The sequence below is a fragment of the Pseudomonas rhizozeae genome, from assembly GCF_031583775.1.
In the GTDB taxonomy this organism is placed as follows: Bacteria; Pseudomonadota; Gammaproteobacteria; order Pseudomonadales; family Pseudomonadaceae; genus Aquipseudomonas.
Window position 1 is genome coordinate 1 of sequence record NZ_JAVLSB010000059.1, and the last position, 21,024, is coordinate 21,024.

Here is a 21,024-nt window from a genome sequence, read left to right on the forward strand (position 1 = left end):
GCTCCCGCCGGATCGACTCAGCGATCTGGCAGGGTGATATTGAGTTCCAGAATCGAGCAACTGCCCTGGTTTTCCAGAGCCACATGCACGTCATCGGACCCGATATTGACGTATTTGCGAATCACCTCGACCAGTTCCTTCTGCAAGGCTGGCAGGTAGTCCGGCGTAGTGCGCTGGCCGCGTTCGTGCGCCACGATGATCTGTAGACGCTCTTTCGCAACCGAGGCAGTACTTGGCTTCTTGTTGGCACGAAAGAAGTCAAAAATATTCATTACCTACCTCCAAACAGGCGCTCGAAGAAGCCCTTCTTCGTGACATCGAGGAAACGATGCTCGACGGTTTTGCCCAGCAGGCGATCGACAGCATCGCTGTACGCCTGGCCGGCGTCGCTCTGGTCGTCGAGAATCACCGGCACGCCGGAGTTGGAAGCCTTGAGCACCGCTTGGGATTCCGGGATCACGCCCAGCAGGGTCACGGCGAGGATTTCCTTGACGTCTTCCACGCCCAGCATCTCGCCGTCGCTGACGCGCTGAGGGTTGTAACGGGTCAGCAGCAGGTGTTCCTTGATCGGGTCTTCGCCCAGTTCGGCGCGGCGCGATTTGCTGGCCAGCAGGCCGAGCATGCGGTCCGAGTCACGTACCGAGGAGACTTCCGGGTTGGTCACGACGATCGCTTCATCCGCGAAGTACATGGCCAGGTGGGCGCCTTTCTCAATGCCGGCCGGGGAGTCGCAGACCACGAACTCAAATTGTTCCTTGAGCTCCATCAGGACTTTTTCCACGCCTTCCTGAGTCAGTGCGTCTTTGTCGCGGGTCTGGCTGGCCGCCAGTACGTAGAGATTTTCCAGGCGCTTGTCTTTGATCAGCGCCTGTTGCAGGTTGGCTTCGCCGTTGACCACGTTGACGAAGTCATACACCACGCGACGCTCGCAGCCCATGATCAGGTCGAGGTTACGCAAACCGACGTCGAAGTCGACGATTACTGTTTTGTGGCCGCGCAGAGCGAGACCGGTACCGATAGCGGCGCTGGTGGTGGTCTTACCCACACCACCCTTGCCGGATGTAACCACGAGAATCTTGGCCAAGGTGTTTCACCCCTAAGGAAAAAGGACATTGAGCCCCTGAAAAACATCTCTTGAAAAACTACTGCAGTCGGACAGCCTTGGCTGGAATCGGACCTGGGCGGAGTTACCGGCGGTAAACACTGCCTGCGGTCTTTTTTCCTACTTCGTTTGAGCCGTTTTCGCTACGTTTTAGAGATGCTTGGAAAATGCGGCAGTATCCGTTAAAGCCGAATGATGTTCAACACGTCGCCTGACAGGCTGACCTGTACGCCGGAGCCCCACAGCGGGTCGCGGCGAAGGTCTTCGGAAACCTTGTAATGGCCTGCGATGGAGAGCAATTCAGCGCTCATTTGCTGGCAGAAAATCCGTGCCTTGCTGTCGCCCTTGACCCCGGCGAGCGCACGACCGCGCATCGGTCCGTATACATGGATGTTTCCATCGGCGAGAAGTTCCGCCCCCGGACTGACCGAGGAGACCACCACCAGATCGCCACCCTGGGCATAAATCTGCTGCCCGCCGCGTACCGGCGAAGTGATCACACGGGTCGGTTTGATGGTCGGTTCGGCGGGTTTTTCGACTTTCTTTTTGACCTCGCCTTCCTGCGGATCCAGGGGCCGTTCGCGGGCACCGGACGGCGGCAACACCGGAATGTCCACGGCAATCGCCGCGGCGATGTCTTCGATGCGGCTGGCGCGGATCGCCAGCGTGCGCAAACCATGCTGCCGGCATACGCGCATCAGCCCGGGCAAATCCACCGCGCCTTCGCCGGCCGGGAGCTTGTCCAGGGCCAGGACCAGTGGTGCATTACTGAAGAAGTTCGGTGCCTGGGCGACCTTGGCGGCCAATTGCCGGTCCAGGCCCTCGAGGTCATTGCGGGCCAGCTCCAGCACCGTAATGGCGAGCATGCTGCCCTTCAACTGGAACACGGGATCTTGGTCTAGCGGTTCGGTTCGGCTCATGGTCGGCATACAACGGCTTGTCACTAAAAGTGCCGAGACTTATAACGAGAACGCCCGCAGGCCGCAAGCCGGGTCGAACGATGTAGAATGCGCGGCCCTTGTCTTTCCGGAAGCTGTAATGGATCGCCCGCGTTTGAAAGCTGCCTTTTTTATGCCGCGTTTCTGGCCCCTGTGGTTGGGACTGGGCCTGCTGTGGCTGGTCGTTCAATTGCCATACCCGATGCTGCTGGCGATCGGCCGCGCCTTGGGTGCCCTGATGTATCGCCTGGCAGGCGACCGACGGCGCATCGCCAAGCGCAATCTGGAGCTGTGCTTCCCGGAAAAATCCGCCGCCGAGCGCAAACGCCTGCTCAAGGAAAACTTCGCCTCCACCGGCATCGCGTTCTTTGAAATGGCCATGAGCTGGTGGTGGTCGCGAGCGCGTCTGGCGAAACTGGCGCACGTCGTAGGCCTGGAGCATTTGCAGCAGGCGCAGCGTGATGGCAAGGGCGTGATCCTGATGGCGCTGCATTTCACCACCCTGGAAATCGGCGCGGCGCTGCTCGGTCAGCAGCACACCATCGACGGCATGTACCGCGAGCACAAGAACCCGCTGTTCGACTTCATTCAGCGTCGCGGCCGTGAGCGGCATAACCTCGATTCGCTGGCGGTGGAGCGCGACGACGTGCGCGGGATGCTCAAGCTGCTGCGCGCCGGTCGGGCGATCTGGTACGCACCGGATCAGGACTACGGCGCCAAGCAAAGCATCTTCGTGCCGCTGTTCGGCATCCAGGCGGCGACAGTGACCGCCACCAGTAAATTCGCGCGCTTGGGCAAGGCCTTGGTGGTGCCGTTCACTCAGGAGCGCCTGGCGGACGGCAGCGGCTATCGGCTGGTGATCCACGCGCCGTTGCCAGGCTTCCCCGGTGAAACCGAAGAACAAGACTGCATCCGCATCAACCAGTGGGTCGAAGCCTCACTGCGTGATTGCCCCGAACAATACCTGTGGGCTCACCGGCGCTTCAAAAGCCGTCCACCCGGCGAGCCGAAGCTGTACGCCAAACGTGGCTGAGGCCGTCAGCCACTTTCTTTTCCGCAGTCAGCACAACGGAGTGTTGCGATGAGCCCAGCGAAACCGGTCACAGGTCTGATTCTTTCCGGTGGCGGGGCTCGTGCGGCCTATCAAGTGGGTGTGCTGGCGGCAATCGCCGAGTTGCTGCCAGAAGGCGCGGACAATCCGTTCCCGGTGATCGTCGGCACCTCGGCGGGGGCGATCAATGCCGTGACCCTGGCCAGCGGCGCCATGGATTTCAGAGCCGCGATTCAGCGTCTGACTGCGTTTTGGCAAGGCTTTCGCAGTCACTTGGTGTTGCGTAGCGACTGGCCCGGCGTCATACGCCAGGCCAGTCGTTTTGTGATCCACAGCCTGCTGGGGATCGGCGCCAAAGTGCCGGTGGCACTGCTCAACAGTTCGCCGCTGCGTGAGTTGCTCAATGACAAACTCAACCTCGATGGCATCGACCACGCCATTGCCCAGCGGCAATTGCAGGCAGTGGCGGTGACGGCCTTCGGCTACGAATCCGGGCAAGCCGTAACGTTTTATCAGGGGGGCGGCACCATCGATGCCTGGCTGCGCCATCGGCGGATCGGCGTGCCAACCGAACTGAGCGTCGAGCACCTGTTGGCCAGTTCAGCGATCCCGCTGCTGTTCGCCCCGGTGAAAATTGGCGACGAGTATTTCGGCGACGGCGCGGTGCGCCAATCGGCACCGATCAGCCCGGCGTTGCACTTGGGCGCGAATCGAGTGCTGGTGGTGGGTGTCAGTGGCAACCCTCGTGGCGTCGAGGCCAATCAGCCGCTGCCGCGCGCCTTCACCGGTCAGCAGCCGAGCCTGGCGCAGATCGGCGGGCACCTGCTCAACAGCACCTTCATTGACAGCCTGGAAAGCGACATCGAATTGCTCCAGCGTTTGAACCAGTTCAGCCAGTGGCTGCCCGACGGCACGCCGGCCCGTGCCCTGGGGGTGGCGCCGGTGGAGGTGCTGGTGATTTCGCCGAGCCAGCCGATCGACGAAATCGCCGCGCGGCATCGTCAGGATTTACCGGCGGCCTTGCGCCTGTTTCTGCGCGGGCCGGGCGCGACCAAAACCAGTGGCGCAGGGGTGCTCAGTTACCTGCTGTTCGAGGCGGGGTATTGCAGCGAGTTGATTGAGCTGGGACGGCGCGATGCGTTGGCCCAGCGCCGGGAGTTGTGTCGGTTTTTGGGGTTGGAGGAACCAGTGGTCCCGGCTTGATTGCGGTGTTTCGGCGATTCGCGAGCAGGCTCGCTCCCACAAGGGACAGCATGTCAGAGTGAGAGCGAGCTTGCTTCGGGCGGATGCGGTGCCGATCAGAAGTGGAACTTCACCAGGAAGCTGGTGGTGCTCTGGTCGGTCTTGAAGTATTGGTTGTCCTTGATCCCGTATTTGTCCGACCAGTAGTCGTACTCGACACCGACGTACAACTGCTTCTCGCCCAGGCTCAGCGCCTTGCCCAAGTCATATTTGACCTGTGGGTTGAAGTGCAGGTTGGCGTGGTAGTCGCCTTTGGAATTGGAGTCGTTGTCGACCACCCAGTCCATGAAGCCGTCGATCAGGATGTTCGAGTTGCCGACTGGAATCGTGTAGGACCACACCGGCGTGATCTGCCAGACGTTGTCCCCGGCCCGCGCGCCATCGGTGTGGCGCTGGTAGAAGTTGATCTGGAAGTAGTCGAAGCCAGGGATCGCCAGGTCGAAGCCCGGACCGATCAGGTAAGACTCGGTATCGCCTTCACCGAACTCGTACGTCATCGCCAGCAGCACGTCCTTGACCGGACCGAACTCGAGCTTCTGGTCGAAGATCTTGCCGAACGACAGCCGTGGGCTGAACTCGCCGTAATAGGTGTTCGAACCGACGCCGCCATCGTCCTTGCCGTTATAGAAGATCTTGTCAAAGAAGAAAAAGTTGTCGCCGTACTTCCACGCATCGGCGTGCTCGAAAGTCACTGTCTGCTGAATGCGCGGGTTGACCTGGAAGTCCTTGCCGTAGAGGTAGGTCAGGCTGTTGTTCTGCCACTGCAGCAAGTCGCCCGCCATGGCTTGGCCGCCGGCCAATAAGGAACCTGCCAGCATCAGGCTGTTGCACGTACGTTTCATTCGGTTGCTCCCAAAAAGTAGGTGGTGCTGCGATATTTTTTTAAGGTGGGCGCTCTGGTGTGGCGCCTTGTTCTGTTGCTGTAATAAATCATCCGATCGGTCAGCTTCTGTGCTGATAGCAAGAGCTGGGCCAAGGCATTTAAAAAGCCAAAAAACGCCCAGTCGGCTGTTGTAAAACAGTCGATTGCGCGTGGTATTCGGGTGCCTTGAAACTGACCGGGGCCGGGATAAGTTGGCCTTTTGGTCAGGAAATAAGTTCGGGCTTTTTTTTACCCTGGACGCTGGCGGCCGCGGAGAATACTGAGTCCTTGGCCCGCTCTCAAGTGCCCTGCAACAGGGCGCCGACGACGGGTGTGGGGCACGGGTGTGAATCATCTATTGCTCCCTCTGTTGTTTTTGTTTGAGGCGCAGGCAACCGCTGACCGCAGGCGGTGATGCCGCCAGCAGTCGGGTGTATTCAGTGGATCAGTGCGGGTGGGCGTGGCAGTCGTTGATCGCCGCGCGCTCGCGACCGCCGAGGATGTTGAACAGCAGGTTCAGCGCCAGGGCACTGAGGGTGGCCATGGCGATGCCGCTGTGGGTAATCGGGCTCATCCACAATGGCAAGTGGGCGAAGAACTCCGGCCGCACCACCGGGATCAGCCCCATGCCGATGCTCACTGCCACCAGCAACTGGTTGCGGCGGTCACCGATGTCGGCTTCCTGGAGGATCTTGATCCCAGTGGCGGCGACCATGCCGAACATTGCAATCGCCGCGCCACCGAGTACCGCCGGCGGAATCGACGCCACCAGGAACGCGGCTTTGGGTAGCAGGCTCAACAGGATCAGCAAGCCGCCGGCAACGATGGTGACCGAGCGGCAGCGCACGCCGGTCATTTGCACCAGGCCGATGTTTTGCGCGAACGAGGAGTGGGTGAAGGTGTTGAAGAACCCGGCGAAAAACGACGCGCCGGCATCGCACAGCAAGCCACGCCGGAGCATCCGAGGGCAGACGTCCTGGCCGGTGATTTTGCCCAGTGCCAGGAACATCCCGGTGGACTCGACGAAGATGATGACGACCACCAGACACATCGACAGGATCGGCGCCAGTTCAAATGTGGGCATGCCGAAATGCAGCGGCGTGACCACTTGCAGCCATGGCGCCTGGGCCATGCCGCTGAGGTCGACCATGCCCAGTACACCGCATAGCGCATAGCCCAGGCACATGCCGATCAGCACGGAGATATTGACCCAGAAACCGCGCATGAAGCGGTGAATCAGCAGGATGGTTGCCAGCACCAGTGCGGCGATGGCCAGGTAGATCGGCGAGCCGAATTGCACTGCAGTGCTGCCGCCACCGGCCCAATTCACGGCGACGGGGAACAGCGACAGACCGATTGAGGTGATGACGGTGCCAGTCACCAGCGGCGGGAAGAAACGAACGACTTTCGACATGAACGGCGCGATCAGCATGCCGAAGAAGCCGGCGGCGATGGTCGCGCCAAAGATCCCTTGCAGGCCGATGCCGGGCATGCCGGCCATGGCCACCATGCTGCCGACCGCCGCGAAACTGGCGCCCATCATCACCGGCATGCGAATGCCCATCGGCCCGATGCCCAGCGATTGCACGATGGTGGCGATGCCGGCGACCAGCAGGTCGGCGTTGATCAGGAAGGCGATTTCTTCACGACTCAGGCCGGCGGCCTGTCCGATGATCAAGGGCACCGCGATGGCACCACCGTACATCAGCAGAACATGTTGCAGACCGACCAGGATCAGTTGCAAAAGGGGCAAACGCTGAATAGCGGGTGCGTCGGGGATGCGTGCTTCGGACAGCTCGGACATGCAACACCTCGGATCTTTTTTATTCTTGTGATTAACAGCTGTTGGGTTGCTCACAGCTGTTTCTTTGCATCAGGTAAACCGCGTTGCGGCTAATCGCTGGCAAGCCAGCTCCCACACAGGCAGTGCAAAACCCTGTGGGAGCTGGCTTGCCAGCGATGCTTTTAACGATTAGTTGGTCTGGGCTCCCTGCGCGATCCACGCCCCAATCAGATCACGTTCCTGCTGAGTCATCTGGGTGATGTTGCCCAGTGGCATGATCTGGCTGGCGACGGCTTGCGCCTGGATGCGCGGGGCGTTTTGGCGGATCTGTTCCGGGGTGTCGAACATCACGCCGCCGGGTGCGGCGCTGAACAATGGGCTGGTGGGCTTGGCCGAGTGGCAGACCGAGCAGCGCTCCTGAATCACACTGTGCACCTTGTCGAACGCCGGGCCGGCATTCGACGCCTGGGCCGGTGCGGCAGCCGGCGCGGCGGCGGCTGCTTCAGCGGGTTTGGCACCGCCCCCCAGGGCCGTTTCCGGCAAGGGCTGATACTCGATGGTGCCCGGTGCCTTGGCCACGTCAGGGGTGGTGGGCATCGGTTTCGGACCGGACACGTACGCCAGGCAAATCATGCCAACCGCTGCCACCGGCAGGGTCCAGGCATATTTGTGGCTGTCGTGCCGAGTGTTGAAGTAATGCCGCACCAACACCGCCAGCACCGCGATCCCGGCCAGGATCAGCCAGTTGTATTGGCTGCCGTAAGTGCTCGGGAAGTGGTTGCTGATCATGATGAACAGCACCGGCAGGGTGAAGTAGTTGTTGTGCCGCGAACGCAGCAGACCTTTGGCCGGCAGGGCCGGGTCCGGCGTGCGGTTCTCGGCGATCGCCGCCACCAGCGCCCGCTGTGCCGGCATGATGATGCGGAACACGTTACCGACCATGATGGTGCCGATGATCGCGCCAACGTGCAGGTACGCACCGCGGCCGCTGAACACTTTGCTGAAGCCATAGGCCGCGCCAATGATCAGCACAAACAGAATGAAACCGAGCAGGGCAGGGCGTTTGCCCAGGGCCGAGTCACAGAGGAAGGAGTAGACGAACCAGCCGATGAACAGCGAGCCGATACCGATGGCCACGCCTTCGGGGCCGCTCAGGGTACTGCCGGGTGCCAGCAGGTAGAGCGTAGGGTTGGAGTAGAACACCACGCACAGCAGCGCGATGCCGGACAGCCAGGTGAAATAGGCTTCCCATTTGAACCAGTGCAGGTTGTCCGGCATGGTCGGGGGAGCCAGTTTGTATTTTTCCAGGTGGTAGATGCCGCCGCCGTGGATCGCCCACAGGTCACCGGCCAGACCGTTTTTCGGGTTGACCCGATTGAGGTTGTTCTCCAGCCAGACGAAATAGAACGACGCGCCGATCCAGGCCACGCCAGTGATCATGTGAACCCAGCGCACGCTGAGGTTCAGCCATTCCAACAGATGTGCTTCCACAGTCTTTACCTCTCGCCTGTCACTCTGTCGTCGAGTGATCAGACCTTCTCTTATTGGTGGGGGGCGAGGATCAACCGCTCATCCTCTTTGAAAAAATGCTCATCGCAGTTATTGCCTGTGCCACTGCGATCAACCACCAGGAAGTCATCCCGCTTTTCGATCGTCAGCACCGGGTGGTGCCAAACGCCGCGATGGTAATTAATGCCCTGCCTGCCGTTGGTGACGAAGGCGCGGACCAAGCCTGATACAGGTTCATCGCCAAGTGGCGCGACCACGATCAGAAAGGGGTTGCCGAGCAGCGGAATAAAAGCCTGGCTGCCCAGCGGGTGACGCTCCAGCATGCATACGGTCAGCGGCATGTCCTGCGCGTCGGCGCGGAAAATGCTGATGATCGCGTTGTCCTCTGGCGTGGCGGTCTCTACCGTCGCCAGTTTGTGAAAGCGCATGGTCGAACCGTTGTTGATCATGAAGTGATCGCTGCCGTCGGTTTCAATCACGTCACCGAAAGGGGCGAAGTCTTCTTTGGTCAGCGGTTCAATCGTCAGTGTGCGCATGCTGTTTTTATCCGAATTCTGTGTTGTTAGAACTATCGCCATCGCTGGCAAGCCAGCTCCCACAGTGGAATGTGGCGTTCACAAAACTTGTGGGAGCTGGCTTGCCAGCGATGGGTTCAACCTTATTTAGCGACCTTGCCCAAAACGCGCAGGCGGCTCACGCCACCATCCGGGAACACATTGAGGCGGATGTGGGTGATCGGACCCAGTGCCTTGATCTGCTCGGCAAAGGTGTGTTCGGCGTGCATTTCCAGTTTTTGCGCCGGCAGCAGTTCGCGCCAGAACAGCGATTGGGTTTCGATCTGGCTGTCGGTGCCGCCCTTGACGAACGCGCCCTGGATCGAGCAAGTGTCCGGGTAGTTGCCCTTGAAGTGCAGGGTGTCGACGATGATTTTCTCGATCTCGCCTGGATGTCCCAGGGCGACGATCACCCAGTCATTGCCCGGCGTGCGGCGGCGGGCGGTTTCCCAGCCGTCGCCCATGTTGATGCCACGGCCCGGGTTGAGGATGTTGCTCATGCGCCCGAAGTGTTCATCGGAGCAGGCGAGGGCGCGGCCACCATTGAGGGCTGCGGCCAGATCGACTTGTTCGTTGTCGCCAACGGCGGACCAGTCGCGGAACGGGATACCGTAGACGCGCAGACGCGCCACGCCACCATCCGGGTAAATGTTGAAGCGCAAGTGGCTGAAGGCCTGGTCGTTGCTGATTTCGTGATAGTGGTGGCTATTGCCTTGCAGCTCGACGGCGGACAGCACTTCCGTCCACTGGGTGTTGGCGTCCGGTTCGCCCGAGGCCAGGAAGCAGGCCTCCAGGGAAGCCGACGGCGGGTAGTTGCCGGTGAAGAATGAAGTGTCGATGTCCACGCCTTTGATCGAACCCGGCACGCCGAGGCGGATCACTGCGCTGTCGTAGCCTTCAAAGCGCTTGCGGCGCGACTCCCAGCCGTCCATCCACTTGCCGTTGTCATCGAACACGCCCTCCTTCCACACGGCCGGGGTCGGCTGGAACAGACGATTGGCGTCGGCGAACCAGTCATCGGTGACCGAGATAATTTTGGTGCCCAGACGGGCGTCGGCCAGGTTGACGAACTTCTCGAAGGGTACGGCGTAAGCTTTCATTCTTCTTGTCTGCCTTTAATAAGTTGGCTTGGGATGCTTGCAGTGCCCTGGGTGTATTGGCGTTCAAACACTCGGGCAAAGCTTGCTAGAGAGTCAGTAATCGGAACAGGGCGATCTTGTTGATCTCGGCCAGCGCACATTTGAATTCGGTGTCCACCGAGTTATGAATGCGCGTTTCGAACGCCGCGAGGATCTGATGCCGGTTGCTGCCTTTTACCGCCATGATGAAGGGAAACTTGAACTTGGCTTTATAGGCGTCGTTCAGCTCGGTGAAGCGCTGGAACTCTTCGGCCGTGCATTGGTGAATCCCGGCGCCAGCCTGTTCATTTGTGCTGGCTTCGGTGAGTTGTCCCTGGACGGCGGCTTTGCCGGCCAGGTCCGGGTGAGCGTTGATCAGCGCCAGTTGCCTGGCGTGATCGGCGCTCAACAGGATGTCGCTCATGCGCTGGTGCAGGGTTTCGATCTCGTCGATCGACGGGTCCTGGCCCAGGTCGAAGGCCTTCTCGGCCACCCATGGCGAATGTTCGTAGATGTCGGCGAAGGCTGTGACGAAAGCATCACGGCGCAGGTTCGACGGTTGCAGGGTTTGAAAGCGGCTCATTCGGCGGCCTCCTGGTACGGGTGGGTCGCGTGCCAGTGACGCGCGATGTCGACGCGACGGCTGAACCACACCTGTTCATGACTTTTAGCGTATTCGAGAAAACGCTTGAGCGAAGCCAGGCGCGCCGGGCGGCCGATCAAGCGGCAGTGCAAGCCGATCGACAGCATCTTCGGCGCTTCGGCGCCCTCGGCGTACAGCACGTCGAACGCATCCTTGAGGTATTCGAAGAAATCGTCGCCCTTGTTGAAACCCTGGACCTGGGTGAAGCGCATGTCGTTGGTGTCCAGGGTGTAGGGGATCACCAAGTGCGGCTTGCCGGTCGGGTTGTTTGGCTCCCAATAGGGCAAATCGTCGTCGTAAGTGTCGCAGTCGTAGAGGAAACCGCCTTCCTCCATCACCAGCCTCCGGGTGTTTGGCCCGGTGCGGCCGGTGTACCAACCCAGCGGGCGCTCACCGGTGAGCTCGGTGAGGATGCGGATCGCTTCAAGCATGTGCTCGCGTTCCTGGGCTTCGTCCATGTATTGGTAGTCGATCCAGCGGTAGCCGTGGCTGCAGATCTCATGGCCAGCCGCGACCATCGCGCGGATCACATCCGGATGACGCTGGGCAGCCATGGCCACGGCGAAGATGGTCAGCGGAATGTCGAATGCCTTGAACAGTTTCAGAATCCGCCACACGCCGGCACGGCTGCCATACTCATAGAGAGATTCCATGCTCATGTTGCGCACGCCTTGCAGCGGCTGAGCCGAGACCATTTCCGACAGGAAGGCTTCGGACTCCTTATCGCCATGCAGGATATTGCGCTCGCCGCCCTCTTCGTAATTGAGCACGAAGGACAGAGCAATGCGGGCATTGCCCGGCCAGTGGGGGTGAGGAGGGTTACTGCCGTAACCGATCAGGTCGCGTGGGTAGTCAGCGCTCACTGCAGTCTTCCTTCTTGTTCGTGTGGGCAATGTGTGTGGCGGCCTAGCGATGGTGGGCGGGCTGGCGTCACAGCGATGAGCTGATTGTATACAACTTTATATTCACTTTGTAAGCCTGAATTTTCGCATTTTTTACCGATGGCCCCCTTGCGGGAGTCTTGCAAGAAACCTGCCTGACTGGTCAGCTCCTGAATATAGGGCCTTTGCTGGCTATGCCTGTCAGGGCAATGGGTAGTAAACGCGGGGGATACCAGGTGAATCGGAAAAATGTGATTTTTATTGTGTACAATTTTTTTTAAAAGTGTCTTAATCAGTCGCTCGCCGTGCTGTTTGGTGCTCCGAAACGGTGCGGCCTCCTTTTCATCTGACTCCGGGAGGCGCGAAGTCTGGCTGCTGTACAGCGGGCAGGCGCGCAGAATCAATGGGACGTTTGACTACTCACGTTTTGGACGCAGCACACGGTTGCCCGGGCAGCTCGATCAAGGTCGAGCTGTATCGCGTTGAAGGTTCACAACTGGAATTGGTTGCCACGGCTGTCACCAACAGCGATGGCCGGGTCGATGCACCTCTGCTGCAAGGGGATGACTACCGTTCCGGGGTCTATCAAGTGCAATTCCATGCCGGCGATTACTACCGTGCTCGCGGCGTGCAGCTGCCGGATCCGGCGTTCCTCGATGTGGTGGTGCTGCGTTTTGGCATCTGCGCCGAGCAGGACCATTACCACGTCCCGCTGCTGATTTCGCCCTACAGCTATTCGACGTATCGAGGCAGCTGATCCCCCAAGTAGCTGCCTCCACCGGGAAGCGACTGCGCATATAGCTTCTTTGGTCTTTCGCCCGCTCACACTGCGGGCTTTTTTTCGCCCGTACACATGTGCCAGCGATGCTGTTAACGGCTCAGCAGGGAAGCCGCCCCCGCGCCACTGAACAACCCGGCGCTGATACGGTTGAACCAGCTCTGCCCCTTGCCGGTGCGCAGGTACCGCGCCGCGCCATGCGCGCCGAGCCCATACGCCAACTTGCAGAGCAGATCGAGCACGGTCCAGGTCGCGATCATCACCAGCAATTGCGGGAGGAACGGCAACTCGGCGCTGAGGAACTGCGGCAGGAATGCGGCGAAGAACAGAATGTCTTTCGGGTTGCTCGCACCCAGCACAAACGCGCGACCGAACAGCGCGCGGAACCGTGGGACCGGCGCGGCCTGCGGCACGTCAGCGGCTACAGACGGCAACCGCGACTGTTGCCAGCTCTGCCAGGCGAGGTAGAACAGGTACAACGCACCGACGATTTTCAACGCACTGAACAGCTGTTCCGACGCCAGCAACAATGCACCCAGGCCCAACGCCGAAGCACTTAGCAAGCAGATCGACGCCATCACGCCGCCGAGAAACGCCGGGTACGAGCGGCGCAAACCGTAATTGAGGCTGTTGCTGATCATCAGCAGCGACAACGGCCCCGGGATCAGGATCACCACCAGCGCAGCGCCGCTGAACAGCAGCCAGGTTTCCAGACTCATCACTTTCCTCCATGTACAAAAGCCCCACCCGATCGGGTGAGGCTGATTCAAACGCGTGCCGCCTCGGTTACAGGAAGATGAACTTGGCGATGAAAATCGCGCAGAGCACCCAGAGGCTGACCGAAATTTCCTTGTACTTACCGGTGCCGGCCTTCAACGCCACGTAAGTGATAAAGCCCAGCGCGATGCCGTCAGCGACCGAGAAGGTCAGCGGCATCATGATCGCGGTAACGATCGCCGGAATGCTGTCGGTGGCTTCGTCCCACTCGATATGGGCCATGCCGCCCATCATCAGCATCGCCACATAAATCAGCGCGCCGGCCGTGGCGTAGGCGGGGATCATGCCGGCCAACGGAGCAAAAAACATGGCGGCTATAAATAGCATGCCAACGGTCACGGCGGTGAGACCCGTCCGGCCACCTGCGGCGACACCCGCGGCACTTTCCACGTAGCTGGTCACCGGCGGCACACCGACCATGGCGCCGAAGACGCTGGAGGCGCTGTCGGCTTTTAACGCACGGGAAAGGTTTTCGATCTTGCCGTCCGGGTTCACCAGACCGGCGCGCTGGGCAACACCCATCAAGGTACCGGCAGTGTCGAACATGTGCACAAAGAGGAACGCCAGCACCACGCTGATCATGCTGACGTTGAACACACCGGCGATGTCCATGGCCATCCAGGTCGGGGCCAGGCTCGGCGGGGCGGACATGATGCCTTCGTAATGGACGAGGCCCAGGCCCCAACCGGCCAGGGTCACGGTAATGATGCTGATCAGAATCGCGCCAAACACGCGGTGGTAGCTGAGGATCGCGATCATCAGGAAGCAAATGGCCGCGAGCAACGGGCCGGGCTCACGCAAGGAGCCGAGCTTGATCAGGGTGGCCGGGCTGTCTACCACAATGCCAGCGGTTTTCAGGCCGATCAGCCCGAGGAACAAGCCGACGCCGGCGCCCATGGCGAAGCGCAAACTGACTGGAATGCTGTTGAGCAGCCATTCGCGAATGCGCGAAAAGGTCAGGAACATGAACAGCACACCCGAGACAAACACCGCACCGAGGGCGGTTTCCCAGTTGTAGCCCATGGTGCCGACCACTGTGTAAGTGAAGAACGCGTTGAGGCCCATGCCTGGCGCCAGGCCCACCGGCCAGTTGGCGTACAGGCCCATCAACAGGCAGCCCAGGGCGGCGGCGATGCAGGTGGCGACGAACGCCGCGCCGTGATCGATCCCGGCGTCAGCCATGATGTTAGGGTTGACGAAGATGATGTAGGCCATGGTGATGAAGGTGGTCAGGCCGGCAATAAGCTCGGTCTTCACCGTGGTGCCGTGCAAGCTGAGTTTGAACAGGCGTTCCAGCAAGCCCTTGCGAAGGGGCGGCGAGAGATCCAGCGTCGGGGCTTCGGATTTGCGGCTTTCCACAGCGAGTACTCCTCAAGAGTTTTATTGTTATTTCCAGGGCTGGACCGATGAGGGTGGCAGCAGCCCTTTGAGGTATTTGCGATTTTGTTGACCGCTTGGTCAGAAAGTCGCACGAAGCGAATTATGCTTTTGTATACAAATAAAGCAAATAATGTTTTTGGTTTTGTCGACGAAATATCGGGCGATATGGCTATATCGCACTTTACGGTGCCTTCGCGGGCAAGCCCGCTCCCACAGTTTTTGTCTGGTCCATACGCTCAGCGAACGACGCAAAACGTTTGGGAGCGTGGCTTGCCCGCGATGACTGACTTCAGGAAAAGCAGATATTTACTGGGATTGCCCCAACGCCACATTCACCGCCAACCACCCATCCACCGCACTTTCGCCGGCCTCGGCAAACACCCGCTCCAGCAATTTCACCTGCTCGCGGCGCAGGGATTGTTCGAAGCGCGCACCCTCGGCGGTCAGTTCCAGCAGGCGTTTGCGCTTATCGGTCTCGGACGCGACGCTGTCCACCAGGCTCATTTCCACCAATTGGCGCAGCGGCATGTTCAGCGCTTGCTTGGTCACGCCAAGCAGCGCAAGCAATTCCTTCACGCTGAGGTTCGGGTAGCGGGCAATGAAAAACACGATGCGTTGATGCACCCGGCTCAAGCCGCGACGCTCAAGCATTTCATCGGCTTTAGCGGTGAACGCCTGGTAGCCGAAAAAAAAAGCTTCCATGGCTGCTTGCTGGGTAGCAGGGTTTTTAAGGTCAAGCATATTGACGTATGTATCCGTGTTGTCGTAATTTCGGTCAACCAGTTTGACTCATATTTCGCCCCTCAGGCTAGCGGTGACCTCCATGGCATTTTCCGAACGTGTTTCACGCCTCAAAAGTTCTTTGATCCGAGAAATCCTCGCCGCCGCCCAGCGTCCGGAAGTGATGTCGTTCGCCGGCGGGCTGCCCGCTGAAGCCATGCTGCCGAAAGTCGACTGGGCGGACATGCCCGTCAGCCTCGGCCAATACGGTATGAGCGAAGGCGAACCGGCCCTTCGCGAAGCCCTAGCCGCCGAAGCGCGGGCCTTGGGCGTACCGTGCGACGCGAGCCAGGTGTTGGTGGTCAGCGGTTCCCAGCAAACCCTCGATCTGGCGGCCAAGCTCTATATCGACAAAGGCACGCAAATCCTGCTTGAGGCGCCGACCTACCTGGCGGCCCTGCAGATCTTCCAGTTGTTCGGCGCCGACTGCATCACCGTCCCGCAAGAAGCCGACGGCCCCAATCTAGTGGAGCTGCGCGCGCGCCTGGAGCAACACCGCCCGGCCTTCATTTATCTGATCCCGACGTTCCAGAACCCGTCGGCGGTGCGCTACAGCGAAGCCAAGCGCGAAGCGGTCGCGGCGTTGCTCGATGAATTCGGCGTGACTCTGGTCGAAGACGAACCCTACCGCGAACTGACCTTCGACGGCGCCAGCGCCACGCCGATCGTCAGTCGCTTGCAGAAAGCCAGTTGGATCTACACCGGCACCGTGTCCAAAACCTTGCTGCCGGGGCTGCGCGTCGGTTACCTGATCGCCAGCCCCGACCTGTTCCCGCATCTGCTGAAACTCAAGCAGTCGGCGGACTTGCACACCAACCGCATCGGTCAATGGCAAGCCTTGCAGTGGATTGGCAGCGAACGATTCCAGGCGCACCTGGGCGAGCTGCGGGATTTTTACCGCACACGCCGTGACGCCTTCCAAACTTCGCTCGAAACCCACTTCGCCGAGCTGGCGGACTGGAACGTGCCGCAGGGCGGGCTGTTTTTCTGGCTGACCTTGAAACAGCCGCTGGACACGCGGACCTTGCTCGACGCAGCGCTGGCCAATGACGTGGCGTTTATGCCCGGCGAACCGTTCTTCCCCGAGCCGGACCGGCACCACGGCCATCTGCGCCTGAACTTCAGCCACATCGACCCGGCACGCCTGGACGAAGGGCTCAAGCGTCTGGCCGCCGTCGTGCGCCAGGCGCAGTTGGCCAGAGCCGCCTGAATCAACCCCGGCGCAACGCAGTCAGCGTGCGCCGGGGCCCATCACTTGCGTCAGCAGTTCAAAGCAGCGCTGCGCCGCCGGGCTCAATTGCAGGCCGGTGCGGCTGATCAGGCCAATCTCGCGGTTGACTCCGGGGTGGTCGATGCTGATTCGCTTCAAGCCCTCCAGGCTGTCCGCCGCCGATTCCGGCAATACGCTGATGCCCAGTCCCTGGCGCACCAGCGCCAGCACGGTCGACATGTAATTGGCCTCCATCCCGGCCAGCATCGTCAGCCGTTGTTCGTCGAACAACGTGTCCACTTGCTCGCGCACGCTACTGTCGCGGCCGGTGAGGATCATCGGTTGCTCGGCCAATTGCGCCAGGGTCACGCGGCGTTGTCGCGCCAGCGGGTGACCGAGCGGCACGAAGGCGCACAAACGATCGTTGAGCACCGGGACGAACGCCAGGCCATGGCTCAACCGCGCCCGCACCCCGATGCCGAAATCCACCTCGCCGGCGCGCACTTGGGCATGAATCCGATGCGCCACTACGTCGTGCAGGCGCACGTCGATCCCGGCATAGCGCTCGCGAAACATTCGCAGGGCCGGCGGCAAGGTGCCGGCACACACCGAAGGCAATGCGGCGATGGTCACCACGCCCCGGCGTAGGGCGGCCAGATCCCGCGAGCCACTGACGATGTCGTCCAGGTCCAGCAACAATTTTTCCATCGGCCCACGGGCCTCGATCCCGGCCACGGTCAAACTGACGTGGCGCGGGCTACGGTCGAGCAGGGCGACGCCGAGCCAGTCTTCGAGTTGCTGAATCTGCACGGTCAACGCTGAGGGCGACAGATGCAGTTCGCTGGCGGCTTTGGTGAAGTTGCCGGTGCGCGCCACAGCGAGAAATGCCTGTATGTGCTGGATTGAATTCTTCATGGTGGTTGTCCCGATCATTCGGTTTTTTCGAACGTGAACCGCCGAATATTCCAATTTACAAAGAGTAGCGTGGTTCCAATACTCCGGGGAAAACAATAACCGGCCGTTCCCGTGCGTCAGCACCGCGAAACGCCACCTCTGGAGTTCCCCATGCTCGCTACTTTGGGTGTCATCACCATCCTGTGCCTGCTCGCCGCTGTCATGAGCAAACGCCTCTCGCCGTTGGTGGCCCTGATCGCTCTGCCGATCATCGCCGCGCTGCTCGGCGGCTTCGGCCTGCAAACCAGTGCCTTCATCATTACCGGGATCAAGAACGTCGCCCCTGTGGTCGGCATGTTCGTGTTTGCCATTCTGTTTTTCGGGATCATGACCGACGCTGGCATGCTCGACCCGATCATCGACCGCATCCTGCGCACCGTCGGCACACGCCCGACACGGATTGTGGTCGGTACCGCGACCCTGGCGTTGCTGGTGCACCTCGACGGTTCCGGTGCGGTGACCTTCCTGGTGACGGTGCCGGCGATGCTGCCGCTGTATACGCGGCTGGGCATCGACAAACGCATCCTCGCCTGTGTCGCGGCGATGGCCGCCGGGGTTAATTTCCTGCCGTGGACCGGGCCGGTGTTGCGCTCGTCGGCGGCCTTGCATGTGCCGGTCGCCGAGCTGTTCCAGCCGCTGATTCCGGTACAGATCGTCGGTTTGCTGTTCGTCTTCGCCTGCGCCTGGTGGTTGGGCCATCGCGAAGAGAAACGCCTGGGGCTGGGCGCCGGCTCGTCGGTGGACGCCGTGCCGCAACGGGTGCTGAGCGCGGACGATGAAGCCCTGCGCCGGCCGCGACTGTTCTGGGTCAACCTGATCCTCACCGTGCTGGTGATGGTGGTGATGATTGCCGGTTGGGTCGATCCGGTGGTGATGTTCATGCTCGGCACCGTGCTGGCGCTGTGCATTAACTATCCGAATGTCGATGCGCAACGGGCGCGGATCGACGCTCATGCGAAAACCGCGCTGACCATGGCCAGCATCCTGCTCGCCGCTGGCGTGTTCACCGGGATCATGCAAGGTACTGGCATGCTCAAGGCTATCGCCGAAGTGGCGGTGGCGCAGATTCCCGCCGGCCACGGCAAATTGATTCCGGCGGTGGTGGGGTTCTTGTCGATGCCGCTGAGCATGCTGTTCGACCCCGATTCCTATTATTTCGGCGTGATGCCGGTGATTGCCGAAGTCGGCAAGGCCCTCGGCGTCGACCCGCTGCAAGTGGCCCAGGCCTCGTTGCTCGGGGTGCACACCACCGGTTTCCCGGTGAGCCCGCTGACCCCGGCGACCTTCCTGCTGGTGGGCCTGTGCAAGATCGAACTGGCGGATCACCAGCGCTTCACCATCCCTTTTCTGTTTGCTGCGTCGGTGTTGATGACCCTGACCGCTTTGCTCCTGGGAGTGTTTTGAGATGAAAACCTTACGCATCGGCTCCGGCGCCGGTTACTCCGGCGACCGCATCGAGCCGGCGGTGGAACTGGCCGAGCAGGGCGACCTGGATTATCTGGTCTTCGAATGCCTGGCCGAACGCACCATCGCCCTGGCCCAACAGGCGCGAATCAACGATCCGGCGGCCGGTTACGACCCATTGCTGAACGAACGCATGCGCCGTGTCTTGCCCTTCGTCGGCCAGCACGCAGGGAAGCGGCGCCTGCGCGTGATCACCAACATGGGCGCCGCCAACCCCCTGGCGGCGGCCGAGCAAGTGCGGCGAATTGCCGGTGACCTGGGCCTGTCGCTTAAAGTGGTGGCGGTGGTCGGCGACGATGTACTTGAGCAACTGCGCGGGCAGCCCGAACAACTGCTGGATAACGGCCAGACTCTCGGCTCGCTGGGTGAGCGCTTGATCTCCGCCAACGCCTACCTCGGCGCTGGCGGCATCGTCCAGGCGTTGCACGCCGATGCCGACGTGGTAATTACCGGGCGCGTTGCCGATCCTTCGCTATTCCTGGCGCCGCAGATGTTCGAGTTCGGCTGGGCCGAGGACGATTGGCTGCGGCTGGGGCGCGGGACTGTGATCGGGCATTTGCTCGAGTGCGCCGGGCAAGTCAGCGGCGGTTATTTCGCCGATCCGGGCTTCAAGGATGTGGACGACCTGGCGCGACTGGGTTTTCCCTTGGCAGAAGTCGACGGCGAGGGCCAGGCATTGATCACCAAAGTCGCGGGCTCTGGCGGTCGCGTCAGCCGCGCCACCTGCGCCGAACAATTGATTTACGAAGTGCACGACCCGGCGGCCTACCTGACGCCGGACGTGTGCGCCGACTTTTCCCAAGTGTCTTTCATCGAGGAATCCCCCAACCGTGTGCGCGCTCAAGGCGCCGCCGGCCGGGCGCGGCCGGAGCAATTGAAAGTCAGCGTCGGTTACCTGGACGGCTGGATCGGCGAAGGGCAAATGTCTTACGGTGGCCCCGGCGCGCTGGCCCGCGCGCAACTGGCGCGGGACGTGGTGCTGAAACGCTTGGAGCTGACCGGTGTGGCGATGCAGGAGGTGCGCGCCGACCTGATTGGCGTCGACTCGCTGCACGCCGGCGTCGCCGCGCCCAGTGCCGCCGAGCCGTGGGAGGTACGCCTGCGAGTGGTCGCCCGGTGCTTGGCGAAGGCCGATGCGGTGGCGATCGGTAATGAGGTCGAAACGCTTTACACCAACGGTCCGGCGGGTGGCGGCGGGGCCAGTAAACAGGTGCGTCAGGTGGTGGCGGTGGCGTCGCTGCTGATGCCACGCCACGCGGTCAACCCGAGGATTCAAGCATGAGCAGCGTGACGTTACAGACCCTGGCCCATTCGCGCACGGGCGACAAGGGCGACACCTCGAACATCTCGATCATTGCCTACCGCGCCGAGGATTACCCATTGCTCTGTGCGCAACTGACCGCCGAGCGGGTCGCGGCGTACTTCGCACCTTTGCTGGAGCCAGATGCGGCGCCAGTGCGGCGCTACGAATTGGCAAACGTACAGGCGTTGAATTTCGTTTTGCCGGGGGTTCTGCGCGGCGGCGTCACCCGTTCGCTGGCGCTGGACGCCCATGGCAAATGCCTGGGCGCGGCGTTGCTGGCGTTGACGATCGAGCGCTAAGGGAGGGCTGACTCAGGCGGCGGCGAACCGCTGATCCAGATACGCGATGATCGCTTTGGATTCGTACAGCCATTGGGTCTGGCCATTCTCTTCGATGCGCAGGCACGGCACTTTGATTTTGCCGCCCTGTTCCAGCAGGGTCTGGCGATCCTGCTCGTTGTTCTTCGCGTCGCGCAGCGCCACCGGGACATTCAGGCGGCGCAAGGCGCGGCGGGTTTTCACGCAGAACGGGCAGGCGTGGAACTGATACAGGGTCAGGTCCTTGGCCGCGCTGTCGACCAAGGCCTGGGCGGCGGCGGGGCGCTGTTTTTTGCCCGGACGGGTCAGAAAGTCGCCGAAGATAATGATTTGGCCGAGACCGACGCGAAGCGCTTTGACGAACACGATGGAAGCCTC

The 21,024-nt window shown here is 61.2% G+C and carries 22 protein-coding genes; 7 read left to right on the forward strand and 15 right to left on the reverse strand.

Going from position 1 to position 21,024, the window contains the following annotated elements; translation table 11 throughout:
* Window positions 1–17: 17 nt before the first annotated feature.
* The 3 genes from minE to minC all read right to left on the reverse strand — a co-directional run bounded on the left by minE (window position 18) and on the right by minC (window position 2,022).
* The gene (minE, locus tag RG836_RS20320; RefSeq protein ID WP_150712658.1) at window positions 18–272 is read right to left on the reverse strand and encodes a cell division topological specificity factor MinE; all 255 of its coding nucleotides are present in this window, start codon (window positions 270–272) and stop codon (window positions 18–20) included.
* A complete protein-coding gene (gene minD, locus RG836_RS20325) occupies window positions 272–1,084 on the reverse strand; it encodes a septum site-determining protein MinD (RefSeq protein WP_310848891.1) in 813 nt (270 codons plus the stop codon). The genes minE and minD overlap by 1 nt, the downstream gene beginning before the upstream one ends.
* Window positions 1,085–1,284: 200 nt before the next feature.
* Complete coding sequence (minC, locus tag RG836_RS20330) at window positions 1,285–2,022, reverse strand: septum site-determining protein MinC (RefSeq protein ID WP_310848894.1); 738 nt, start codon at window positions 2,020–2,022, stop codon at window positions 1,285–1,287.
* A gap of 118 nt (window positions 2,023–2,140) precedes the next feature.
* Here minC and RG836_RS20335 point away from each other — a divergent pair, with 118 nt between their 5' ends.
* Complete coding sequence (locus RG836_RS20335) at window positions 2,141–3,073, forward strand: lipid A biosynthesis lauroyl acyltransferase (protein WP_310848897.1); 933 nt, start codon at window positions 2,141–2,143, stop codon at window positions 3,071–3,073.
* Between the two features lie 48 nt (window positions 3,074–3,121).
* Window positions 3,122–4,294: a patatin-like phospholipase family protein gene (locus tag RG836_RS20340; RefSeq protein WP_310848900.1), complete on the forward strand. Its 1,173-nt coding sequence runs from the start codon at window positions 3,122–3,124 to the stop codon at window positions 4,292–4,294.
* A gap of 95 nt (window positions 4,295–4,389) precedes the next feature.
* On the opposite strand, the gene RG836_RS20345 is transcribed toward RG836_RS20340, so the two are convergent.
* The 7 genes from RG836_RS20345 to puuE all read right to left on the reverse strand — a co-directional run bounded on the left by RG836_RS20345 (window position 4,390) and on the right by puuE (window position 11,665).
* Window positions 4,390–5,175, reverse strand: coding sequence for an outer membrane protein OmpK (locus RG836_RS20345; RefSeq protein WP_310848903.1), 786 nt, complete (start codon window positions 5,173–5,175; stop codon window positions 4,390–4,392).
* Window positions 5,176–5,640: 465 nt separating this feature from the next.
* A complete protein-coding gene (locus tag RG836_RS20350) occupies window positions 5,641–6,999 on the reverse strand; it encodes a nucleobase:cation symporter-2 family protein (RefSeq protein WP_310848906.1) in 1,359 nt (452 codons plus the stop codon).
* Window positions 7,000–7,167: 168 nt separating this feature from the next.
* Window positions 7,168–8,469: a urate hydroxylase PuuD gene (locus RG836_RS20355; RefSeq protein ID WP_310848910.1), complete on the reverse strand. Its 1,302-nt coding sequence runs from the start codon at window positions 8,467–8,469 to the stop codon at window positions 7,168–7,170.
* A 50-nt stretch (window positions 8,470–8,519) separates the two neighbouring features.
* Complete coding sequence (locus RG836_RS20360; protein WP_310849330.1) at window positions 8,520–9,023, reverse strand: ureidoglycolate lyase; 504 nt, start codon at window positions 9,021–9,023, stop codon at window positions 8,520–8,522.
* Window positions 9,024–9,145: 122 nt separating this feature from the next.
* Window positions 9,146–10,141, reverse strand: a complete 996-nt coding sequence (gene alc / locus RG836_RS20365) for an allantoicase (protein WP_310848913.1) — start codon at window positions 10,139–10,141, stop codon at window positions 9,146–9,148.
* Between the two features lie 85 nt (window positions 10,142–10,226).
* Window positions 10,227–10,742: a 2-oxo-4-hydroxy-4-carboxy-5-ureidoimidazoline decarboxylase gene (gene uraD, locus RG836_RS20370; RefSeq protein WP_310848916.1), complete on the reverse strand. Its 516-nt coding sequence runs from the start codon at window positions 10,740–10,742 to the stop codon at window positions 10,227–10,229.
* On the reverse strand, window positions 10,739–11,665 hold the full coding sequence (gene puuE, locus RG836_RS20375; RefSeq protein ID WP_310848918.1) for an allantoinase PuuE: 927 nt from the start codon (window positions 11,663–11,665) through the stop codon (window positions 10,739–10,741). The genes uraD and puuE overlap by 4 nt, the downstream gene beginning before the upstream one ends.
* 421 nt (window positions 11,666–12,086) lie before the next feature.
* Between puuE and uraH the strand changes: the two genes are divergently transcribed.
* Window positions 12,087–12,440 (forward strand): hydroxyisourate hydrolase, encoded by a 354-nt coding sequence (gene uraH, locus RG836_RS20380; protein WP_310848920.1) that lies wholly within the window; start codon window positions 12,087–12,089, stop codon window positions 12,438–12,440.
* Between the two features lie 113 nt (window positions 12,441–12,553).
* On the opposite strand, the gene RG836_RS20385 is transcribed toward uraH, so the two are convergent.
* From RG836_RS20385 to RG836_RS20395, 3 genes are all read right to left on the reverse strand, one after another.
* Window positions 12,554–13,180: a LysE family translocator gene (locus RG836_RS20385; RefSeq protein ID WP_310848922.1), complete on the reverse strand. Its 627-nt coding sequence runs from the start codon at window positions 13,178–13,180 to the stop codon at window positions 12,554–12,556.
* A 67-nt stretch (window positions 13,181–13,247) separates the two neighbouring features.
* Window positions 13,248–14,597, reverse strand: a complete 1,350-nt coding sequence (locus RG836_RS20390; protein WP_310848924.1) for an NCS2 family permease — start codon at window positions 14,595–14,597, stop codon at window positions 13,248–13,250.
* A gap of 327 nt (window positions 14,598–14,924) precedes the next feature.
* Window positions 14,925–15,359 carry a MarR family winged helix-turn-helix transcriptional regulator gene (locus tag RG836_RS20395; protein ID WP_310848926.1) on the reverse strand — a complete coding sequence of 145 codons (435 nt, stop codon included), beginning with the start codon at window positions 15,357–15,359 and terminating at the stop codon, window positions 14,925–14,927.
* A gap of 82 nt (window positions 15,360–15,441) precedes the next feature.
* Here RG836_RS20395 and RG836_RS20400 point away from each other — a divergent pair, with 82 nt between their 5' ends.
* Window positions 15,442–16,608 carry an aminotransferase-like domain-containing protein gene (locus RG836_RS20400; protein ID WP_310848929.1) on the forward strand — a complete coding sequence of 389 codons (1,167 nt, stop codon included), beginning with the start codon at window positions 15,442–15,444 and terminating at the stop codon, window positions 16,606–16,608.
* Between the two features lie 21 nt (window positions 16,609–16,629).
* On the opposite strand, the gene RG836_RS20405 is transcribed toward RG836_RS20400, so the two are convergent.
* Complete coding sequence (locus tag RG836_RS20405; protein WP_310848932.1) at window positions 16,630–17,523, reverse strand: LysR family transcriptional regulator; 894 nt, start codon at window positions 17,521–17,523, stop codon at window positions 16,630–16,632.
* A 150-nt stretch (window positions 17,524–17,673) separates the two neighbouring features.
* Here RG836_RS20405 and RG836_RS20410 point away from each other — a divergent pair, with 150 nt between their 5' ends.
* Genes RG836_RS20410 through RG836_RS20420 form a run of 3 tightly spaced genes read left to right on the forward strand, consistent with a single transcriptional unit; the run spans window position 17,674 to window position 20,628 of the window.
* Entirely contained in the window at window positions 17,674–18,966 is a 1,293-nt protein-coding gene (locus RG836_RS20410; protein WP_310848934.1) for a CitMHS family transporter, read from the forward strand.
* 1 nt (window position 18,967) lies between these two features.
* Window positions 18,968–20,308: an acyclic terpene utilization AtuA family protein gene (locus RG836_RS20415; RefSeq protein WP_310848935.1), complete on the forward strand. Its 1,341-nt coding sequence runs from the start codon at window positions 18,968–18,970 to the stop codon at window positions 20,306–20,308.
* 5 nt (window positions 20,309–20,313) lie between these two features.
* Window positions 20,314–20,628 (forward strand): AtuA-related protein, encoded by a 315-nt coding sequence (locus tag RG836_RS20420; protein WP_310849332.1) that lies wholly within the window; start codon window positions 20,314–20,316, stop codon window positions 20,626–20,628.
* A 12-nt stretch (window positions 20,629–20,640) separates the two neighbouring features.
* Here the strand turns inward: RG836_RS20420 and RG836_RS20425 are convergent, their stop codons facing one another.
* The gene (locus RG836_RS20425; protein ID WP_310848937.1) at window positions 20,641–21,012 is read right to left on the reverse strand and encodes a glutathione S-transferase N-terminal domain-containing protein; all 372 of its coding nucleotides are present in this window, start codon (window positions 21,010–21,012) and stop codon (window positions 20,641–20,643) included.
* Window positions 21,013–21,024 lie beyond the last annotated feature (12 nt).

What these genes read in the sequence shown, in the direction of transcription:
- RG836_RS20345 (WP_310848903.1), bottom strand. Translation starts at nt 5,175, where the DNA reads ATGAAACGTACGTGCAACAGCCTGATGCTGGCAGGTTCCTTATTGGCC.
- RG836_RS20410 (WP_310848934.1), top strand. Translation starts at nt 17,674, where the DNA reads ATGCTCGCTACTTTGGGTGTCATCACCATCCTGTGCCTGCTCGCCGCT.
- minE (WP_150712658.1), bottom strand. Translation starts at nt 272, where the DNA reads ATGAATATTTTTGACTTCTTTCGTGCCAACAAGAAGCCAAGTACTGCC.
- RG836_RS20385 (WP_310848922.1), bottom strand. Translation starts at nt 13,180, where the DNA reads ATGAGTCTGGAAACCTGGCTGCTGTTCAGCGGCGCTGCGCTGGTGGTG.
- RG836_RS20350 (WP_310848906.1), bottom strand. Translation starts at nt 6,999, where the DNA reads ATGTCCGAGCTGTCCGAAGCACGCATCCCCGACGCACCCGCTATTCAG.
- RG836_RS20405 (WP_310848932.1), bottom strand. Translation starts at nt 17,523, where the DNA reads ATGAAGAATTCAATCCAGCACATACAGGCATTTCTCGCTGTGGCGCGC.
- RG836_RS20395 (WP_310848926.1), bottom strand. Translation starts at nt 15,359, where the DNA reads ATGCTTGACCTTAAAAACCCTGCTACCCAGCAAGCAGCCATGGAAGCT.
- RG836_RS20400 (WP_310848929.1), top strand. Translation starts at nt 15,442, where the DNA reads ATGGCATTTTCCGAACGTGTTTCACGCCTCAAAAGTTCTTTGATCCGA.
- RG836_RS20360 (WP_310849330.1), bottom strand. Translation starts at nt 9,023, where the DNA reads ATGCGCACACTGACGATTGAACCGCTGACCAAAGAAGACTTCGCCCCT.
- RG836_RS20340 (WP_310848900.1), top strand. Translation starts at nt 3,122, where the DNA reads ATGAGCCCAGCGAAACCGGTCACAGGTCTGATTCTTTCCGGTGGCGGG.
- uraH (WP_310848920.1), top strand. Translation starts at nt 12,087, where the DNA reads ATGGGACGTTTGACTACTCACGTTTTGGACGCAGCACACGGTTGCCCG.
- alc (WP_310848913.1), bottom strand. Translation starts at nt 10,141, where the DNA reads ATGAAAGCTTACGCCGTACCCTTCGAGAAGTTCGTCAACCTGGCCGAC.
- uraD (WP_310848916.1), bottom strand. Translation starts at nt 10,742, where the DNA reads ATGAGCCGCTTTCAAACCCTGCAACCGTCGAACCTGCGCCGTGATGCT.
- minC (WP_310848894.1), bottom strand. Translation starts at nt 2,022, where the DNA reads ATGAGCCGAACCGAACCGCTAGACCAAGATCCCGTGTTCCAGTTGAAG.
- RG836_RS20335 (WP_310848897.1), top strand. Translation starts at nt 2,141, where the DNA reads ATGGATCGCCCGCGTTTGAAAGCTGCCTTTTTTATGCCGCGTTTCTGG.
- RG836_RS20415 (WP_310848935.1), top strand. Translation starts at nt 18,968, where the DNA reads ATGAAAACCTTACGCATCGGCTCCGGCGCCGGTTACTCCGGCGACCGC.